At 69.4% G+C, this 15,760-nt stretch carries 15 protein-coding genes, 1 tRNA gene and 1 pseudogene; 8 read left to right on the forward strand and 9 right to left on the reverse strand.

Going from position 1 to position 15,760, the window contains the following annotated elements; translation table 11 throughout:
• Positions 1-93: 93 nt before the first annotated feature.
• Positions 94-591, forward strand: coding sequence for a LabA-like NYN domain-containing protein (locus NL115_RS05810; RefSeq protein WP_254832252.1), 498 nt, complete (start codon positions 94-96; stop codon positions 589-591).
• Between the two features lie 55 nt (positions 592-646).
• Here the strand turns inward: NL115_RS05810 and NL115_RS05815 are convergent, their stop codons facing one another.
• Entirely contained in the window at positions 647-829 is a 183-nt protein-coding gene (locus tag NL115_RS05815; RefSeq protein ID WP_254823835.1) for a hypothetical protein, read from the reverse strand.
• Positions 830-943: 114 nt separating this feature from the next.
• Between NL115_RS05815 and NL115_RS05820 the strand changes: the two genes are divergently transcribed.
• Entirely contained in the window at positions 944-1,534 is a 591-nt protein-coding gene (locus tag NL115_RS05820; protein ID WP_350355289.1) for a PUA domain-containing protein, read from the forward strand.
• A gap of 61 nt (positions 1,535-1,595) precedes the next feature.
• Positions 1,596-1,757, forward strand: a complete 162-nt coding sequence (locus tag NL115_RS05825) for a hypothetical protein (RefSeq protein WP_254832253.1) — start codon at positions 1,596-1,598, stop codon at positions 1,755-1,757.
• Positions 1,758-1,794: 37 nt separating this feature from the next.
• Here the strand turns inward: NL115_RS05825 and NL115_RS05830 are convergent, their stop codons facing one another.
• The 4 genes from NL115_RS05830 to NL115_RS05845 form a co-directional block, all read right to left on the reverse strand.
• Positions 1,795-2,967, reverse strand: coding sequence for an ABC transporter permease (locus NL115_RS05830; protein WP_254832254.1), 1,173 nt, complete (start codon positions 2,965-2,967; stop codon positions 1,795-1,797).
• 43 nt (positions 2,968-3,010) lie between these two features.
• Entirely contained in the window at positions 3,011-4,192 is a 1,182-nt protein-coding gene (locus NL115_RS05835) for an ABC transporter permease (RefSeq protein ID WP_254832255.1), read from the reverse strand.
• Positions 4,189-4,902, reverse strand: a complete 714-nt coding sequence (locus tag NL115_RS05840) for an ABC transporter ATP-binding protein (RefSeq protein ID WP_254833065.1) — start codon at positions 4,900-4,902, stop codon at positions 4,189-4,191. The genes NL115_RS05835 and NL115_RS05840 overlap by 4 nt, the downstream gene beginning before the upstream one ends.
• Positions 4,903-4,973: 71 nt before the next feature.
• Positions 4,974-6,815, reverse strand: coding sequence for a COG1361 family protein (locus tag NL115_RS05845; protein WP_254832256.1), 1,842 nt, complete (start codon positions 6,813-6,815; stop codon positions 4,974-4,976).
• A 153-nt stretch (positions 6,816-6,968) separates the two neighbouring features.
• Here NL115_RS05845 and NL115_RS05850 point away from each other — a divergent pair, with 153 nt between their 5' ends.
• Positions 6,969-8,417, forward strand: a complete 1,449-nt coding sequence (locus NL115_RS05850; protein ID WP_254832257.1) for an amidase — start codon at positions 6,969-6,971, stop codon at positions 8,415-8,417.
• 25 nt (positions 8,418-8,442) lie between these two features.
• On the opposite strand, the gene NL115_RS05855 is transcribed toward NL115_RS05850, so the two are convergent.
• The 3 genes from NL115_RS05855 to NL115_RS05865 all read right to left on the reverse strand — a co-directional run bounded on the left by NL115_RS05855 (position 8,443) and on the right by NL115_RS05865 (position 12,528).
• Positions 8,443-9,510, reverse strand: a complete 1,068-nt coding sequence (locus NL115_RS05855; protein WP_254832258.1) for an NAD(P)-dependent glycerol-1-phosphate dehydrogenase — start codon at positions 9,508-9,510, stop codon at positions 8,443-8,445.
• 724 nt (positions 9,511-10,234) lie between these two features.
• Positions 10,235-12,007 (reverse strand): nitrite/sulfite reductase, encoded by a 1,773-nt coding sequence (locus tag NL115_RS05860; protein WP_254832259.1) that lies wholly within the window; start codon positions 12,005-12,007, stop codon positions 10,235-10,237.
• Positions 12,008-12,186: 179 nt separating this feature from the next.
• Complete coding sequence (locus tag NL115_RS05865; RefSeq protein ID WP_254832260.1) at positions 12,187-12,528, reverse strand: DUF8134 family protein; 342 nt, start codon at positions 12,526-12,528, stop codon at positions 12,187-12,189.
• Between the two features lie 267 nt (positions 12,529-12,795).
• Here NL115_RS05865 and NL115_RS05870 point away from each other — a divergent pair, with 267 nt between their 5' ends.
• The 4 genes and pseudogenes from NL115_RS05870 to NL115_RS05880 all read left to right on the forward strand — a co-directional run bounded on the left by NL115_RS05870 (position 12,796) and on the right by NL115_RS05880 (position 14,394).
• Positions 12,796-12,975: a DUF8595 family protein gene (locus tag NL115_RS05870; protein WP_491536942.1), complete on the forward strand. Its 180-nt coding sequence runs from the start codon at positions 12,796-12,798 to the stop codon at positions 12,973-12,975.
• Between the two features lie 75 nt (positions 12,976-13,050).
• Entirely contained in the window at positions 13,051-13,719 is a 669-nt protein-coding gene (locus NL115_RS05875) for a DUF7119 family protein (RefSeq protein ID WP_254832262.1), read from the forward strand.
• Positions 13,720-13,818: 99 nt separating this feature from the next.
• Positions 13,819-14,249, forward strand: a pseudogene (locus NL115_RS20710) (group I intron-associated PD-(D/E)XK endonuclease).
• 32 nt (positions 14,250-14,281) lie between these two features.
• Positions 14,282-14,394 (forward strand) — tRNA-Lys (locus NL115_RS05880).
• 188 nt (positions 14,395-14,582) lie between these two features.
• Here NL115_RS05880 and NL115_RS05885 read toward each other — a convergent pair.
• The gene (locus NL115_RS05885; RefSeq protein ID WP_254832263.1) at positions 14,583-15,683 is read right to left on the reverse strand and encodes a hypothetical protein; all 1,101 of its coding nucleotides are present in this window, start codon (positions 15,681-15,683) and stop codon (positions 14,583-14,585) included.
• Between the last annotated feature and the right edge of the window lie 77 nt (positions 15,684-15,760).

Below are 15,760 nucleotides of genomic sequence, written 5' to 3' on the forward strand. Positions count from 1 at the left end.
TTGCGGTTCGCGGTGCCGTCAGGGGGTCTCCTCCGGAGCGACCGCGGCAGCCGTCCCGACAGCCTTTCCCCGACGCCCACACGACCACCGGGCATGCCCCCCATCCACGACAGTCAGCGGGTGGCCGTGCTCGCGGACTCGCAGAACCTCTACCACACGGCCCACAGCCTCTACTCCCGGAACATCGACTACACCGCGCTCCTCGACGGCGCCAGGCTGGACCGCGAACTCGTGCGCGCCATCGCGTACGTCATCCGTGCGGACTCGCCGGCAGAGGAGGACTTCTTCGACGCGCTCCGGGACATCGGCTTCGAGACGAAGATCAAGGAGATCAAGACCTTCGGCGACGGCTCGAAGAAGGCCGACTGGGACGTGGGCATCGTGCTCGACGCCATCACGCTGGCCGAGCACGTCGACGCCATCGTCCTCGCGTCGGGTGACGGCGACTTCTCCCGGCTCTGCTCGCACGTCCGCCACCAGGGGACCCGGGTAGAGGTGATGAGTTTCGGCGAGTCCACCGCCGACGAACTCATCGAGGCCGCGGACTCGTTCGTCGACATGAGCGAGGACGAGGAGAAGTACCTATTGTAGGCAGCTTCGCCACTATACCCCATTTAACACAGTAATTGTACGAATTACACGCCAACTAGACGCTCGCGTCCTCTTCGGACAGCCCCAGCAGCAGCGTGCCGGCGACGACGCCGACCGCGGCGGCAGCCGCCGCAGCCGGCGGGATCGGGCCGTTCTGCAGCCCGTAGCCGACCACGACGACGCTGCTGACCGCCAGCAGGACCACTCCGAGCGCGACCTTCCGCCAGTCCGAGGCCATACGCAGGGGGAGGGGTCTCGGAGACATAAGTCCCGCTTTCGCGGGCGACTGCGTCCGCGGGAGCGCCCATCGCGGGTCGAAAGGCGTTTGCCCGGGGACCCCGCCCGTCGGAGTATGACCGAGGACGCCGACGACCCCGCCCGACGACCCGGCCACGTCGGCACCGACGGCCCCATCACCGACGAGGAACTGGGCCGCCTCCGGCGCGTGGCGGCCTACCAGTTCGGAGCCGGTGCCGAGGACCTGTTCACGGGCGAGGAGGGCGTCCAGCGCACGAGTTCCGGCCGACCCCGACAGGTCGCCACCGCCGACGACCACCGGCGACTCGTCTCCTTCGGCACGGACGGCCGGTTCACGCTGGGCGTGGCGGGCGGGCGCCGCCTGCAGGCGCTCAACGCGCCCGCGAACCGCGTGGCGGTGAACGCCGAGTCCGTCCCGTTCGTGAGCGAGGGGAAGAACGCCTTCGCGAAGTTCGTCGTCGGCGTCGGGCCCGACGTCCGGCCGGGCGACGAGGTGCTGGTGGTCCACGGCGGGCCGTTGGTCGGCCAGGGCGTCGACCTCGACGCCGCGGACGCACCCGCCGCGGCCGGCGCCGACGCCGACGAACGGCTGCTCGCCGTCGGCCGCGCGGAACTGCCGGCCACGGGGATGGCCGACTTCGAGACGGGGATGGCGGTGAAGGTCCGGGACGGTACGGAGTCGTAGGCGGGCGCTCGCGGCATCGTAACTCGGAACCCATTTACCCGCGCCAGCCTCACGCCGGAACATGTCCACCTCCGACCCCGGCGTCCCGGAGAACACCGAAATCAGCACGGCGTGGGTAGTCATCTTCCTGCTGCTCGTGCTCGGCCTCGGTGCCGCCGCCATCCTCTTCACCGGCGGCACGCTCCTGGCGGGCGGCCAGCTCGTCGTCCCCGGTGCGTTCTGAGCGGCGCCCCGCTTCTCGTCACGCCCGACCCGAGTCGTCACCCGCGGAGCGCCTCGACCGGCCGCTCGCGGGCCGCGCGCCACGCCGGGTACGCCCCGGCGACGAGACTCGTCACGATGCCGAATCCCACGGCCGCGACCAGGTACCCGGCCGACTCGGCGGTGAAGGCCAGCGGGTCCCCGAGGAAGACGGCGTTCGCGGCCAGCACAACCAGCAGCGAGAGGCCGAGTCCGAGAACGGCGCCGATGCCACCCAGCATCGCCGCCTCCACCAGCAGGATGCGGACGACATCGCGCTGCGTGTAGCCGACCGCCCGGAGGACGCCGATCTCCTCGCGCCGCTTGAGCACCGCCATCAGCATCGTGTTCATGATGGCGACGCCCGCGACCAGCAGCGAGAGCGACCCCAGTCCGGCGAGGAAGACGTTGATGCCGTCGATGATGGTCCTGAGCAGGCGGAGTAGCGAGGTGAGTTCGAACACGAGCAGTAGCTCCTTCCGGTCGTTGAACCGTTCCCGAAGCGCCGTCGCGGCGGCCTCGGCCTCGTCGGCCGACCCGGTTGTGACCCGGACCTGGCTGTACCGACGGTTCTCGGCCTGCTCGATGGGGAGATACACGCCGGTCGAGCCGAAGCCCTGGGTCTCGGTCAGCACGGCGCTGACGCGGTAGGTCCGTTCCCGCTCGACAGTCGTCCCACCGGTCCGCTCCTGGCTGACGAGCGTGATGCGGTCGTCCGGCGAGAGGCCGCGCTCGGCCGCGAATCCGGCGGAGACGACCGCACTCCGGCGCCAGTTCTCCGGGATGGCTCCCCGCTCGACGGTGTACAGCGGTCGCACGTCCTCGATGAAGGTGACCGACACCGACTCCCGGCGGCCGGCCCGGCCGACCACCTCCCGCGAGGCGCTCTGCGTGGCGACCACCCCGGCCGGCCCGACCGTCTCCTCGATGGCGAGCAGGTCCTCGCGGTCAAAGTAGCGCTCGGGCTTGTCGAAGCCGGGCGCGACGAAGACGTTGGTAGCACCCTGCTCCTGGATGGAGTTGAGCTGGCTCTGCTTGAACGCCGCCCCGCCCGCGCCGATGGTGCCGATGGCGACCACGCCGATGAGGATAGCCGCGGCGGCCAGTGCCGACCGTGCCTTCGCTCGCGAGACGTTCCGCCGGGCGATGACGACCGACGGGAACCGCCCGGTCAGGCGGTAGAGCCAGCTCACGCGAACACACCCCCTGGAGTAGCCGGGTGGGCGCCCTCGGCCATCACCCGAGCACCTCCACGGGCGGCCGGTTGGCCGCCTTCCACGCGGGGTAGATACCCGCGACGAGCGCGGTGACGATGCCGAAGCCGACCCCGAGGCCGACGTACCGCAGGCCGGCGTCGGTGAACGCCAGCGGGTCGCCGACGAGCAACTGGTTGACCACCGCACCGATACCGAGCGCGACGGGGGCGCCGATGGCGGCCCCGACGAGGCCGAGGATTGTCGCCTCGGCGACGAGCAGGCTGACGACGGCGCGCTTCGGGTAGCCCACCGCCCGGAAGACGCCGATCTCTCCCTCGCGCTCGATGGCCGACATCAGCATCGTGTTGGCGATGGTGACCGCCGCGACGAGCAGCGAGATAGCGCCGATGCCGATGAGGAACTGGTTGACGGTGGCGAAGAACTGCTCGAACTGCTGGCGCTGGTCCTGAACGGTACTGACATCCACCGTCCGGCGACGGTCGTTGAACTCGGCCTCGATGCCGGCGGCCGCGGCGTCGATCGACCGGACCTGGGGGTCGACCCGGACGATGGCGCGCCCGTACTCGGCGTCGTCGAACTGCGCCAGCGGGACGAACACCGCCTGGTCTGCGCTCAGTGGGTCGGCGAACCCCTGTGGCTCGAGGACGGCCGCGACCCGGAACGAGCGCTCGAACTCGCCGTTCACGAGGACCGTCATCCGGTCGCCCGGCTGGATATCGTTGTCGGCGGCGACCCGACTCCCGACGATGACACTCCGGCGCCAGTTGGCCGGAATCTCGCCGGCCTGTGCGTCGTAGAACGCTCCCGGGTTCCCAAGCCCCCGCACCTGGACCGTCAGTAGCGGGTCCCCCGAGGGGGACCGGACGAACGACCCCGCCGGCTCCACGACGGGGAGGACGGTCGCACCACCGCTGGCGCGCCGCATCCGCCCGATCTCCGCGTCGGTGAACGTCGTGTCCGGGTCACCCCCCGCCTCGGGGTAGAACACCGGGTCGACGGTCGCGGTCCCGCCGAACCCCTCGTAGGCCTCCAGCTGGTCCTGCTTGAACGCCTCGCCGCCGGTGCCGATGGCCCCGATGGCGACCACCCCGATGACGATGGCGACCACGGCCAGTACCGTCCGTGCCGTGGCCCGCGAGAGGTTCCGCCGGGCCAGCACCAGCGTCGGGAACTGGACGGCGAGCCGGCGGCGCGGCTTCACGCCCCACCACCCGGGTCGGTCGCCATGGGCTCGTCGTCGCGGACCTCGCCGTCGACGAGGTTCACCACCCGGTCGGCCGCCGCCGCGACGTAGTCGTCGTGGGTCACGGTGACGACGGCGACGTCCTCCTCGGCCCGGAGCTCGTCGAACAGGTCGAGGATGCTGTCACCGGTCTCCCGGTCGAGGTTGCCGGTGGGTTCGTCGGCCAGCAGGATGGCAGGGTCGTTGATGAGCGCGCGGGCGACGGCGACGCGCTGTTTCTGCCCACCTGACAGCTCGTCGGGGTAGTGGTCCAGCCGCTCGCCCAGCCCGACCCGCTCCAGCAGCGTCCGCGCACGCTCGCGGGTCCGCTTCGGGGTCCGGTCGAGCATCCGCGGCATCTCCACGTTCTCCAGCGCGGTCAGCGTCGGGATGAGGTAGAACTGCTGGAAGACGAAGCCGATGGCCCGTTTGCGCTCCCTCGTGGCACGCCGATCAGAGAACGTCGCCACGTCCTCACCGCGGAGTCGGACGATGCCGCTGGTCGGCACGTCGAGCAGCCCGAGCAGGTTCAGCAGCGTGGACTTCCCGCTCCCGGAGGGGCCGACGACCGCGACGAAGTCGGCCGGAGCGATGCCGAAGTCGATACCCTTCAGCGCCCGGACGACGGTGTCACCGGTCTCGTACTCCTTGACGACATCCTCGCCCCGGATGATGGCGTTCTCGGGGATGTACGAGCCCGACCGTGGGTCCGAGCGTGGGTCGACAGAGCGGCCGTCGCCGGCGTCGCGTCCCACGGCGGTCACCCCCGCCGCCGGCGGTAGACGGCCACGGCGCCTCCCACGACCACGAGGACGGCGACGATGGGGACCAGCGGGAGCCCTCCGCCACCGCCGCCGCGGCTCGGCGCGGGAGCGGCCTGCTGGACGGGCACGTCGGTGGTGAACGACCGCTCGACGCCGTCGACGACGTAGCTCACCCGGACCGGGGCCGCCGAGACGTTGCCGTCGACCGCCGTCGAGAGGCTGAACGAGGCGAAGTCGCTGGCGTCGACGCCGCCCACGAAGTAGTCGGCGGCGGCGACCCGCTCGCCATCGACCGAGACGACGACCGCCTCCACGTCGCTGGACCCGACGTTGCTGGCGGTCGCCGATATCTCAAGGCCGCCACCGGTCTCGACCGCCTCGACACCCGTCAGCGTGATCTCGCCGGGGTTGGCGGGAGCACCGAACGACGCCTCGAACTGGCGGGTGATGCGCCGCCGGATACCGTCATCCGTGTAGACGAGCGTCACGTTCACCGGGTAGCCGCCGCTCTCGGCGACGCTGGCCGGATAACGGAACGTCGCGTTGCTGCCCGCATCCAGCGTCGAGCGGACCCGCTCGGTCACCTCGAACTCGGCCTCGGGCGAGTCGGCCACGACCCGCACCTGCCGGATCTCGTTCTCCAGCCCGTTGGCGACGGTGACGTTCACCGGGCGGGTCGCGCCGGGGACGGCGTCCGCGACGCTCACCTCGACCTGCGGCCGCTCGACCGGTGCGCCACCCCGCCCGAGGTCGACCGTGGTCGTCTCGCGGACGGTGCGGCGCTCACCACCGGGCGTCGTGTACCGCAGCGTCAGCGCGACCGTGCTCCGGGCCTGGTCGGGGAAGGTCGTATCGTAGGTGAACGTCCGCTCGGCACCCGCCCCGAGGTCGGCGGCGAACCGGCGGGAGCTCTCGACGCGGACGTTCGAGCCGTTCGCCACCACCTCGATGTCGCCGAGCGACGCCTGCCGCCCGTTCGCGACGGTGACGGCGACCGGCGTCTCGCCGCCGACGCTCGCGTTCCGGACCGCGACATCGAGGCCGACACCCGTCCCCACGTCGACGGTCGCGCTGTCGCGGAGCGTCCGCGTCTCCCCGGTACTGGTCGTGTACCGGAGCGTCGCGTCGACGGTCCGGTCGCCGGTCTCGGTGAACGTCGCATCGTAGGTGAACGTCCGGTCCGCGCCGGAGGCGAGCATCGCGTCGAGCCGCCGCGGGTCGTCCACCTCGAGGGCCGTGCCGTCGACGGTCACCTCGAGGTCACGGAACGCCGACCGGTCACCGTTCGAGACGTTGACCGCGAGCGGCGCCTCGTCGCCGACCGCCGCCTCGGACCCGACCACGTTCATCCGGAGGCCGCCCTCGCTGACGCTGACCGTGACGGGGTACTGGAGCCGGACCCGATCGCCGTCGTCGGACTCGCCGCGGACGTAGACGCGCAGGTCCTTCACGCCCGGTTCGGAGAACGAGACCGACAGCGGAACCGTCAGCGACCCGCCCGGCGTCACCGTGCCGAAATCCTCGGCCCGGGCGTACTCCCGGATGCCGTCACCACCCGCACGGCGGATGTAGATGTCGCTCACCTCGATGCTGTCGGGGCTGCTCTCGGCGACACGGACGGTCGTCCGTATCTCCGTTCGCTGGCCGGGCGTCGGCTGTTCGGGCGTGACGGTGACGTTCGGAATCGAGACGTGGGGGTCGCCATCGGACTGGGCGGCCGCAGCTCCCATCGCGACTGAACCCGCAAGCGCCGCCAGCAGGACCGACAGCGAGAACGCCGCTACGAGCAGTATCCGCGACCGACCGCGCTGCAGGGCGCCGGCAGTCCAGCGGCTCATCGACCCACCCCGGGGAGGAGGCGTTCGGGGACCATGTCAGTACGTCTCGACCTAGATGGGTGTTCTACTTAGTGATTGGCCAGCGCGGCGACGCCGGGAGCGTGTCGACACCGGAGCCCTAGAGCTAAGCCCCGACCGCCCGCACGCGGTGGCGTGACAGACACGTTCCAGTCGGCCGCGGCCATCGCCCGCGAGGTCCGTGCGGGCGACCGGTCTGCCGTCGACACCGTCGAGCCGTTCCTCGAGCGTATCGCCGACCGCGGGGACCCCACCAACGCCCTCGTGACGGTCCTCGACGAGCGCGCCCGCGAGCAGGCTGCCGCCGTCGACGAGCAGGTGGCCGACGGCGAGGACCCCGGCCCGCTGGCGGGCGTCCCGCTCGCCGTGAAGGACCTCACCGAGACCATCGAGGGCGTCCCGAACACGCACGGGCTGAAGCCGCTGGCCGACAACGTCGCCGACCACACCACCGTGACCGTCCGGCGGCTGGAGGCCGCAGGAGCGGTCATCGTCGGGACGACGAACACGCCGGAGCTCGGCCACACGCCGCTCACCTACAACGAGTTGCAGGGCCCGACCGCGACGCCGTTCGACCTCGAGCGCAACGCTGGCGGCTCCTCGGGTGGCTCGGCGGCCGCGCTGGCCGACGGCCTCACCGTCCTCGCGACCGGGAGCGACGTGGGCGGCTCGCTGCGGAACCCGGCGTCGTGCTGTGGCGTCGTCTCGGTCAAACCGTCGTACGGGCTCGTCCCGAAGGAGACCCGCCCGGACGGGTTCAACTCGCACTCCCCGTTCGCCGTGCTGGGGCCGATGGCCCGCAGCGTCGAGGACGTGGGCCTGATGCTGGACGTGCTCGCGGGCCAGGACGACGTGGACCCGTTCTCCGTGCCCGCCGAGGGCGACTACGCGGCGGCCGCGGCGGGCGGCGTTCCGGCCGAGGAGTTCAGTGTCGGCTACTCGCCGGACCTCGACCGGTTCGCCGTGGAGCAGTCGGTGCGCGACGCGTGCCGCGAGGCCGTGGACGCGCTCGCGGACGCGGGCGCCCCGGTCGAGGACGCCACGGTCGGCGGCCCGCCGAAGGGCGACATGACGTTCGACTACGGCAAGCAGGCCACCGCCTTCTTCGCCACCGTCGTCGACCGTCTGGAGGACGAGCATCCCGACCTCGACATCGAGGGTGAGCACGCGGGCGAGGTCTCGCCCACGCTGCTCAACACGCTCGGGATGGGCCGGGGCCACGGCGCCGACGACTACCTGGACGCCAACGTCGGCCGGACGGCGTTCTACGACGCCGTCGAGGACGCCCTGGATGGCCGGGACGCCCTCGCGGTGCCCGTGCTGGCGACGCCGCCGCTGCCGCTAGAGGGGGAGTTCCCCAACGAGATCGACGGCGAGAACGTCGCCGGGCTGCCGATGGACTGGATGCTCTCCTGGCCGTTCAACATGAGCGGCCACCCCGTCGTGACGGTGCCCGCCGGGCTCACGGACGACGGGCTCCCCGTGGGCCTGCAGCTGGTGGGCCACCGCTACGACGAGGAGCGCCTACTGTCGCTGGCGGCCGCGTACGAGGCCGCGAACCCCTGGAGCTACCCGGACGCCTGAGCCGGGAGGAGACGAGACCGCTCGCTCACTCTCGACCGACGACACCCGTCACCGTCGCGGCCTCGCGCGCGGCACGCTCGTCGACGCCGTCGCCGAGGATGGTGTAGCGGTCGCGGATGGTGTGAGCGGTCGTCACCGCCTCGAGGAAGTCCTCGTCGTCGATGCCGAGTTCGGCGGCGTCCGTGGGCGCACCGAGGTTCTCCAGCGCGCTCCGGGCGTTCCGCCACTCCCCGTCCTCGCCGGAGTGGAGGTACTCCGTGACGAGCGAGGCGACCCCGACCTGATGGCCGTGGAGTGCCGCGCCGGGGGCGATGCGGTCGAGCTGGTGGGAGATGAGGTGCTCGGCGCCCGACGCCGGCCGCGAGGAGCCAGCGATGGACATCGCCACGCCCGAGGAGACGAGCGCCTTCACCACTATCCACGCCGACTCCTCCAGCCCGCGCTTGATGGAGTCGGCCGCGCCCACCAGCATCTCGGCGGTCATCTGGCTCAGCGCGCCGGCGTACTCGCTGTACTCGACGTTCTTCAGCCGGTGCGCGAGCTGCCAGTCCTTCACCGCGGTGTAGTTGGAGATGATGTCCGCACAGCCCGCCGTCGTCAGGCGCCAGGGAGCCGCAGCGAGGAGTTCGGTGTCCGCGACGACGGCGAGCGGCGGGTCCGCGGCGACCGAGTGGCGCGTGTCGCCCTCCGGGACCGACCCGCGGCCGGAGACGATACCGTCGTGGCTGGCGGCGGTCGGCACCGACACCAGGGCGAGGTCCAGTTCGTCGGCGGCCATCTTCGCGATGTCGATGGGCTTGCCGCCGCCGATGCCGATGAGGAAGTCCGCGTCGGCCGCCCGGGCGGCTGCCATCACGTCCTCCACGGCGCCGAAGGAGGCCTCCTCGACGATGGTGGTCTCGGGGACGACACCCTGGTCCGCGAACTGGGCCGCGACCCGCTCGCCCGCCAGTTCGTTCGGCGTCGGCGAGGTCACGAGGAGGGGCGTCCCGCTCAGGTAGAGGTCGTCGACCGCTTCGCCCACCTGGTCGAGGACACCGTGCCCCACCACCACGTTCCGGGGCAGGCGTATCCACGTCGACTTCTCGAACATACCGGGAGTGGTGGGCCGGCCGGCGTAAACGTTCGGCACCAGGACGGCTAGAAGCGGAGGGTGCCTAATAACAATATAATATCAGTTATAAACATCCAAATATATCTATTTTCATACAACATCCCCCATTAAACACCTATTATGCCGTTAACAACAGTGGCGGAGACACCTACGAAGCCCTCGCGCGCTCCGGGTCCCTGACTCGCTGCGCGCCTCGGCCTCACTTCGTTCGGCCTGCGGTGCTTGCGTCGTCAGCTGACCCGGAGCCCGCTCGCCCTTCGAGTCCGCCAGGGACATAGAACGTGGCACGGAGTGGTAGCCCTGCCCTTCCCCGGGTTCCCGCGGTGGTTCGAAAATCGGAGATTTTCGTCATCACGAGACGGCTTCGCCGTCTCGAACGACTACGCCGCGGGGTACGGGGGACGGAGTCTCCCGGCATGCGCGGGCCTCGCGCGCACGGCGCTACGCGCCGTTTGCCGGGGCGGCGAAGCCGCCCCGCTGCTCGGCCACGCGCTCCCGGCCAGATATCGGCTGCATCCGCGAACGGAGCGAGCGGTTCACCGGCCGAAGCGCCCGCAGGGCGCGGAGGCCGGCCTTTTTTCTGAACGTTTTTTGCCGTCATCAGAACGCGGCGCGTTCTGATTGCCCGTGGAATCGCGAAGCGATTCCACGACCGCGAGTGGTTCGCCGGCTCCGCCGGCGAACCCGAGCGGGAAAAAAGCTCTTAGTCGTCGGCGGGCAGCGACTCGCCCGCACCGTCCGTCGGCGCGGGACTCGCGTTCATCCCGTCCTCCTCGGCGTAGGGGTACCAGGTCATCTTCGTGTTGTGCATGTAGGGGTCCTCGTAGGAGGTCTCCTCGGGCTCGCCCATCTCCTGCAGTTCCTCCTCGGAGTGCGCGGCGATGAAGTCGCGGAAGGACTGGCCCTCCTCGCGGCGCTCCTCGTAGTCGGCGAGGAGGTTCTGGATGTAGCCCGGCACCTCGTCGGCGGCGACGCGCATCTCCACCCAGTCCGCGAAGTGCGGGTCCTCGCCGAGGCCACCGCCGAGGCCGATGTCGAACGCCTCGACCGGCTCGCCGTCCTTCCGGGTCTTCATCCCGCGGAGCGAGATGTCCGCGATCTGGGGCTGGGCACACGAGGCCGTGCAGCCTGAGAGGTGGATGTGGAAGTCCTCGACGCCCTCGGGCACGTCGACGTTGCTGCGCATCCAGCGTGCGTACCGGACCATGCGGTTCTTCGTCTCCGTGATGGAGAGCGAGCAGAACTCCGTGCCCGTACAGGCGAGCGAGCCCCGCATGAACGGGTGCGGGTCGGGCGAGTAGTTCTCGAGCAGCGGTTCGTCGAGGAACGCCTCCAGTTCGGAGTCGGGCACGTCCGTGACGATGATGTTCTGGCGCTGGGTCAGACGGACCTCGCCGGAGCCGTACTCGTCGGCGAGGTCGGCCAGCTCCAGTACGTCGTCGGCACCCATCCGACCCGTCAGGACCGAGAGGCCGACGTAGTTCTTCCCGTCGGGCTGGTCGTAGACGCCGACGTGGTCACCGTGCTCGCCGTCGCCGGCGTTGTAGGTGTACTCGTCGCGGAGGTCCTCGCCCGCCGTGGGCAGTTCGTAGTCCATGTACTCGTCCTGCAGGACCTGGCGGAACTTCTCCGGGCCCCACTCGTCCATGAGGAACTTGATGCGGGCGTTGAAGCGGTCCTCGCGGTCGCCGTGGTCGCGGAACAGGGCGCTGATTCCGGCGGACACCTTCGGCGCGTCCTCGGGCGTGCAGAACACGTCGATGGAGCGGGCGAAGCGGGGCTCCTTGCGGGAGAGGCCGCCACCGACGCGGACGTTGAACCCCGTGACCTCCTCGCCGTCCTGTTCCTTCACCGCGGGCTCGAACGCGAGGTCGTTGATGTCACCCTGGCCACAGCCCTCGTCACAGCCCGTGACGGAGACCTTCCACTTCCGGGGCATGTTCGAGTACGCCTCGTTGCCCTTGAACTCGTCGTGGAGCTGGCGGGCGACGGGCCACGCGTCGACGTGCTCGTGCTCGTCCTTCCCGGCGACGGGACAGCCGACGATGTTCCGCCAGGAGTCGCCGCAGGCCTGGATGGTCGAGAGGCCGTTCGATTCGAGCTTCTCGAAGATGGCGGGGATGTCCTCCAGTTTGATCCAGTGGAGCTGGATGCTCTGGCGGGTGGTCCAGTCGGCGTACGCGCCGCCGAACTCCGGATTGTCGACGGGGCCGCGGGCGTACTCGTCGGTGATCTCGCCGACGACCCGCAGCTGGCCCGGCTCCAGCACCCCGTTCGGAGTGCCGATGCGCATCATGAAGTAGCTCTCCTGGCCCTTCCGCTGGTGGTACAGCCCCCACCATTTGAAGCGCTCGAACCAGGCGTCCTGCTCGTCATCCGGGATGGCGTCCCAGCCCTGTTCTGCGAACTCGAAGAGATGGTCACGGATCTCGTTGCCGTAGATCTCGTCTTTCCACCCTTCGACCTTGCTCGGCATATCCACGTCCAAGACGCCCCCACGTATAGGCGCGCCTCTGTCGCCAAGCGTCCCCGGTGCTTCCGGGTACCAGAACATGTTACCGGTAGTTCGTGACAGGTCTCGCCGGGTTCGCGGGGATGTCCGGGAATGCCCTCGGGTGGGGCGGACGGGACCGCGGCGCGGCCGCCGCCGAGAGATTACTCCTCCGGCGGGGACGCGAGGCGGGTCCGCCGGCGCGGCACGTGGACGCTCTCCGCGTCGACGCCCCGGAACCGACCGGTGCCGGGGTCGACCCGCCCGACGACCAACCAGTCGGTGACCCCGCTCTCCCCGCAGGCGATGCACTGGCCGGCGATACGGGCCGTCACGTCCGGTGGGTCGACGCCGACCTCGACGAACCCCTCGGCGAGGAAGTCGGACAGTTCGCAGTCACAGACGTCGTGGCGCGCGAGCCACCACAGGTCGCTCACGTTCACCTCGCGGGAGTCGTTGACGCTGATCCACGCCCCGTCGTCGAGCTGGTGGATACTGGTGACCACACGGGCAAGAGCGCACCGGCGCAGGTAACCGTGTCGCCCCTCGCGAGGATCGTCGGGCGTCGTTCGACGTGGTGACGAACCAGGACCGCGAGAACCACCAGATAGCGGCCGGATTCACTGGAACGGACCCGTCGCCATTACCGGCAACGGAATCCGGTAGTGGGGAGTGGGGGACAGGCTTGTCCGGGCGCACGGCCTTATACAGTGAGCCGGCATACGGGTGAGTGATGACTGACCGCCAACCAAGCGATGTCGCACCGGCGGCGGATGTCGCGCCGGAACTCGTCGAATCGGAGGGCAGTGATGAGTGAGGAGGCCGCCACCGTCGAGGAGAACGAGGAGGTCGACACGAGCCACCTGGACGATGTCGAGGACGGCTGTGGCTGTGCGGAGGTCTGGGAGCACCTCTCGGAGGGCCGCGACGGCGCAGCCGAAGCCGACGACTGAACCGTCGATACCCCTTCTCGCAGCCGCTACACGCGGGCGGGAGGTTTTTGCCCTGGTTCCACCTACGGGATTCCAATGACAGGACGGGGACGCGACGACCAGGGGCCGCCTGCCGACCGGGAGTCACCGGTGGGCCAGCCGGTCATCCGGGGCGAGCCGGAGGTGGCCGGCGACGAGGCGGTCGGCTTCGACCCCTCGGACCCCGAGAGCCTCGAGCTCGCGGCGGACGTGGTCCGGCGGTTCTCACAGAACACCGCCGGCGCCGACGACAACGTCTTCATGCTCCGGGGCGCCGCGGCCTGCGCAGCGCTCGTCCGCGGCGAGGGCTCCTACAAGGCCGCCGCCGAACGTGCCGGCGGCGAGGCCACGGTCGCGTTCATCCGCAAGTGGGCACGGGTCCACGACCTCCCGCGCTCGGTCCGGCGCTACGTCGCGCTCGGGCGCATCGCCCCCACCGCCGCGAAACACATCGCCCGCGTCTCCGGCGAGGCCCGCTTCCTGCTCGCCTGGGCCACCCTCGACCACGGCCTCACGGTCCGGGAGGTCCGGGCGGCGGCCTCACGGGTCAACGAGGGGATGAGCGTCGAGGTGGCGCTCGCCGAGGTCGGCGTCGAGCTCGGCCAGCTGACCGTCTCGCTGGAACCGGATGTCTACCGCGAACTCCGCCGGCGCGCCGCGCTGGACGACGTGGACCCCTCCGAGGTCGTCGAGGCTGCACTCGTGGACTACTTCGACCGCATCTGAGACAACACATCAGTCTGCCTGGCTTTCGTCCCCAGGGACGAGGATGCCCGGCAAAACCTACCTGGGAATCCTCGAAGCATCCGGGAGCTGTCGAGCACAATCCACCCGAAGGAGCGCGGACAACGTAGCGAAGCAGTTGTCCTGCACGAGTTCGTTCGGCGTGGCATCACAGTGCTTCAGCCATTCGGGGACAACGAGAGATATGATCTCGTTATCGAGGCTTCCGGACGCTTTTATCGCGTACAGGTGAAACTGGACGCCTCAAAGACGGGCGCATCCAGTTTGCAACGCGCAGTACAGGAACCCATACGCGGAAGGTAGAAAAGGAAGGCTACGAGGGCGAAATGGATATTTTTGCAGCATATTCGCCAGAAATGGAGAGAACATACATCGTACCACTCTCCGAAGCACCAAAGACTACCATCTCCCTTCGAGTCGAAGCACCGGATAAGGACTCCCCTGATATAAACTGGGCCGAAAAGTTCAGGCTGGATTGCTGGCTGTCGCAGAAGATAGACAGCCAATCGTAAGCATTACACCGCCCCTCAGTAATCTTTAACCAGGGCCGATAGCTCAGCCCGGCAGAGCGTCTGGCTTTTAGCGCGCTGTTCTCGGCCGCTTCGAGAACTCGCGGAAGAGACCAGACGGTCGGGGGTTCAAATCCCTCTCGGCCCGTTATTCTGCGACGAGTGAACGTGAGGAGCGAATCACGCAGCCGAGAGGGATTTGAACCCTGTGGCGAGTGAGCGGAGCGAACGAGCGAGCACAAGCGGCAGTGGCGACGCCCGAGGTCCGGCCACTCTTCGGCCGTGGCGTGCGGGAAGAACGAGCCGCGGAGCGCCCGGTTCCGGGCGGTTGCGATTTCAGCCGCGGGTCGGCAGGTAGGCCAGCGCGACGATCATCAGCGCACCGAAGCCGGAGAGGATGGAGATGCCCCAGAGACCGTTCATCCGCTCGTGGTAGTAGTCCTGTTGTTCGACCTGACCCTGGTAGCTCCCGAAGTCCGAGGAGATGACGACCGTACTGGGGTTGGCGAAGTGGACGACGTGGGTCTGCCCGGTGAGCGTGACGTTGGCGCCCTCGGTCAGTTCCTGGCTCGTGGTCCGGGGCCCGGTCCACTCGATGAGGACACGGTCGCTGGAGATGTTCGCGACGGTCGTCTCGTTGGCCGGGACCGAGAGGTCCTCGGCCGCACGGTAGGTGAGCGTGTCACCCTCGGTGAACGTCGTCCTCGCGGGTTCGGGGAGGTACGCGTCGAGCGGCTGGGTGGTACCGTTGCGGTAGCGGACGAACTGCCCGTCGTCGCTGCCGTACACCTGGTTCTCGACGTCCGGGTCGTTCCGGAGGCGCTCGGTCACGTTGAACCGCTGGACGGCGTGGAACTCGCTCACGTCGGTCACGTTCGGGATGACGACCTCGTAGTTGTCACCCCAGACCACCGTGGCCGAGGTGTTGCCGACCTCGGTGACCGTGGCGGTGGTGTTCTCGTACGGGAGGCTGTCGCCGACGGCGAACGAGGCCGTGACGTTACCGGTCGCGTTCACCAGCGATAGCTCACCGCCGGAGACGTTGGCAGTCTGCTGGGTGCCGTTGTACTGGACGGAGTCGCCGTTCTGGATGGTGGCCGAGAACTCGCCCTGCTTGCCCGTCCACGAGGAGTTGGTCGGGGAGAGTGCCGTCCCGTTCGACAGCTCGGCGCTGTAGACGAACGAATCGTTCGTTGTCGAGAGCTGGCCGACCAGCGTCGTGCCGCCCCCACCACCGTGGCCGCCACCGCCGCTGCTCTGCTCGGAGATGTTCGAGACGGTGTACGTCTTCCCGTCGACCGTCATGGAATCGCCCACTGCGAGTTCCTCGCCATCGAGGTCGATGGTGGGCTGCTGTGCCACCGCGATGACCGAATAGGCACTCGCCCCCATGACGACGAAGAAGACGAGGTATATCGCCGCGACTCGTCGTTGCATATGTGGGCGGTTGCCGCGGCCGCAAATAGGCGTTGTCTTTCACGGGCGCCCGGGTCGTGCGTCCCCGGGCGCCCGCG

The organism is Haloglomus salinum, from assembly GCF_024298825.1.
GTDB lineage: Archaea > Halobacteriota > Halobacteria > Halobacteriales > Haloarculaceae > Haloglomus > Haloglomus salinum.

Bases quoted from the DNA above. Each gene is read 5' to 3' on its own strand.
- NL115_RS05845 (WP_254832256.1), bottom strand. From the start codon at position 6,815: ATGAGCCGCTGGACTGCCGGCGCCCTGCAGCGCGGTCGGTCGCGGATA.
- NL115_RS05885 (WP_254832263.1), bottom strand. From the start codon at position 15,683: ATGCAACGACGAGTCGCGGCGATATACCTCGTCTTCTTCGTCGTCATG.
- NL115_RS05810 (WP_254832252.1), top strand. From the start codon at position 94: ATGCCCCCCATCCACGACAGTCAGCGGGTGGCCGTGCTCGCGGACTCG.
- NL115_RS05870 (WP_491536942.1), top strand. From the start codon at position 12,796: ATGTCGCGCCGGAACTCGTCGAATCGGAGGGCAGTGATGAGTGAGGAG.
- NL115_RS05825 (WP_254832253.1), top strand. From the start codon at position 1,596: ATGTCCACCTCCGACCCCGGCGTCCCGGAGAACACCGAAATCAGCACG.
- NL115_RS05815 (WP_254823835.1), bottom strand. From the start codon at position 829: ATGGCCTCGGACTGGCGGAAGGTCGCGCTCGGAGTGGTCCTGCTGGCG.
- NL115_RS05875 (WP_254832262.1), top strand. From the start codon at position 13,051: ATGACAGGACGGGGACGCGACGACCAGGGGCCGCCTGCCGACCGGGAG.
- NL115_RS05860 (WP_254832259.1), bottom strand. From the start codon at position 12,007: ATGCCGAGCAAGGTCGAAGGGTGGAAAGACGAGATCTACGGCAACGAG.
- NL115_RS05855 (WP_254832258.1), bottom strand. From the start codon at position 9,510: ATGTTCGAGAAGTCGACGTGGATACGCCTGCCCCGGAACGTGGTGGTG.
- NL115_RS05820 (WP_350355289.1), top strand. From the start codon at position 944: ATGACCGAGGACGCCGACGACCCCGCCCGACGACCCGGCCACGTCGGC.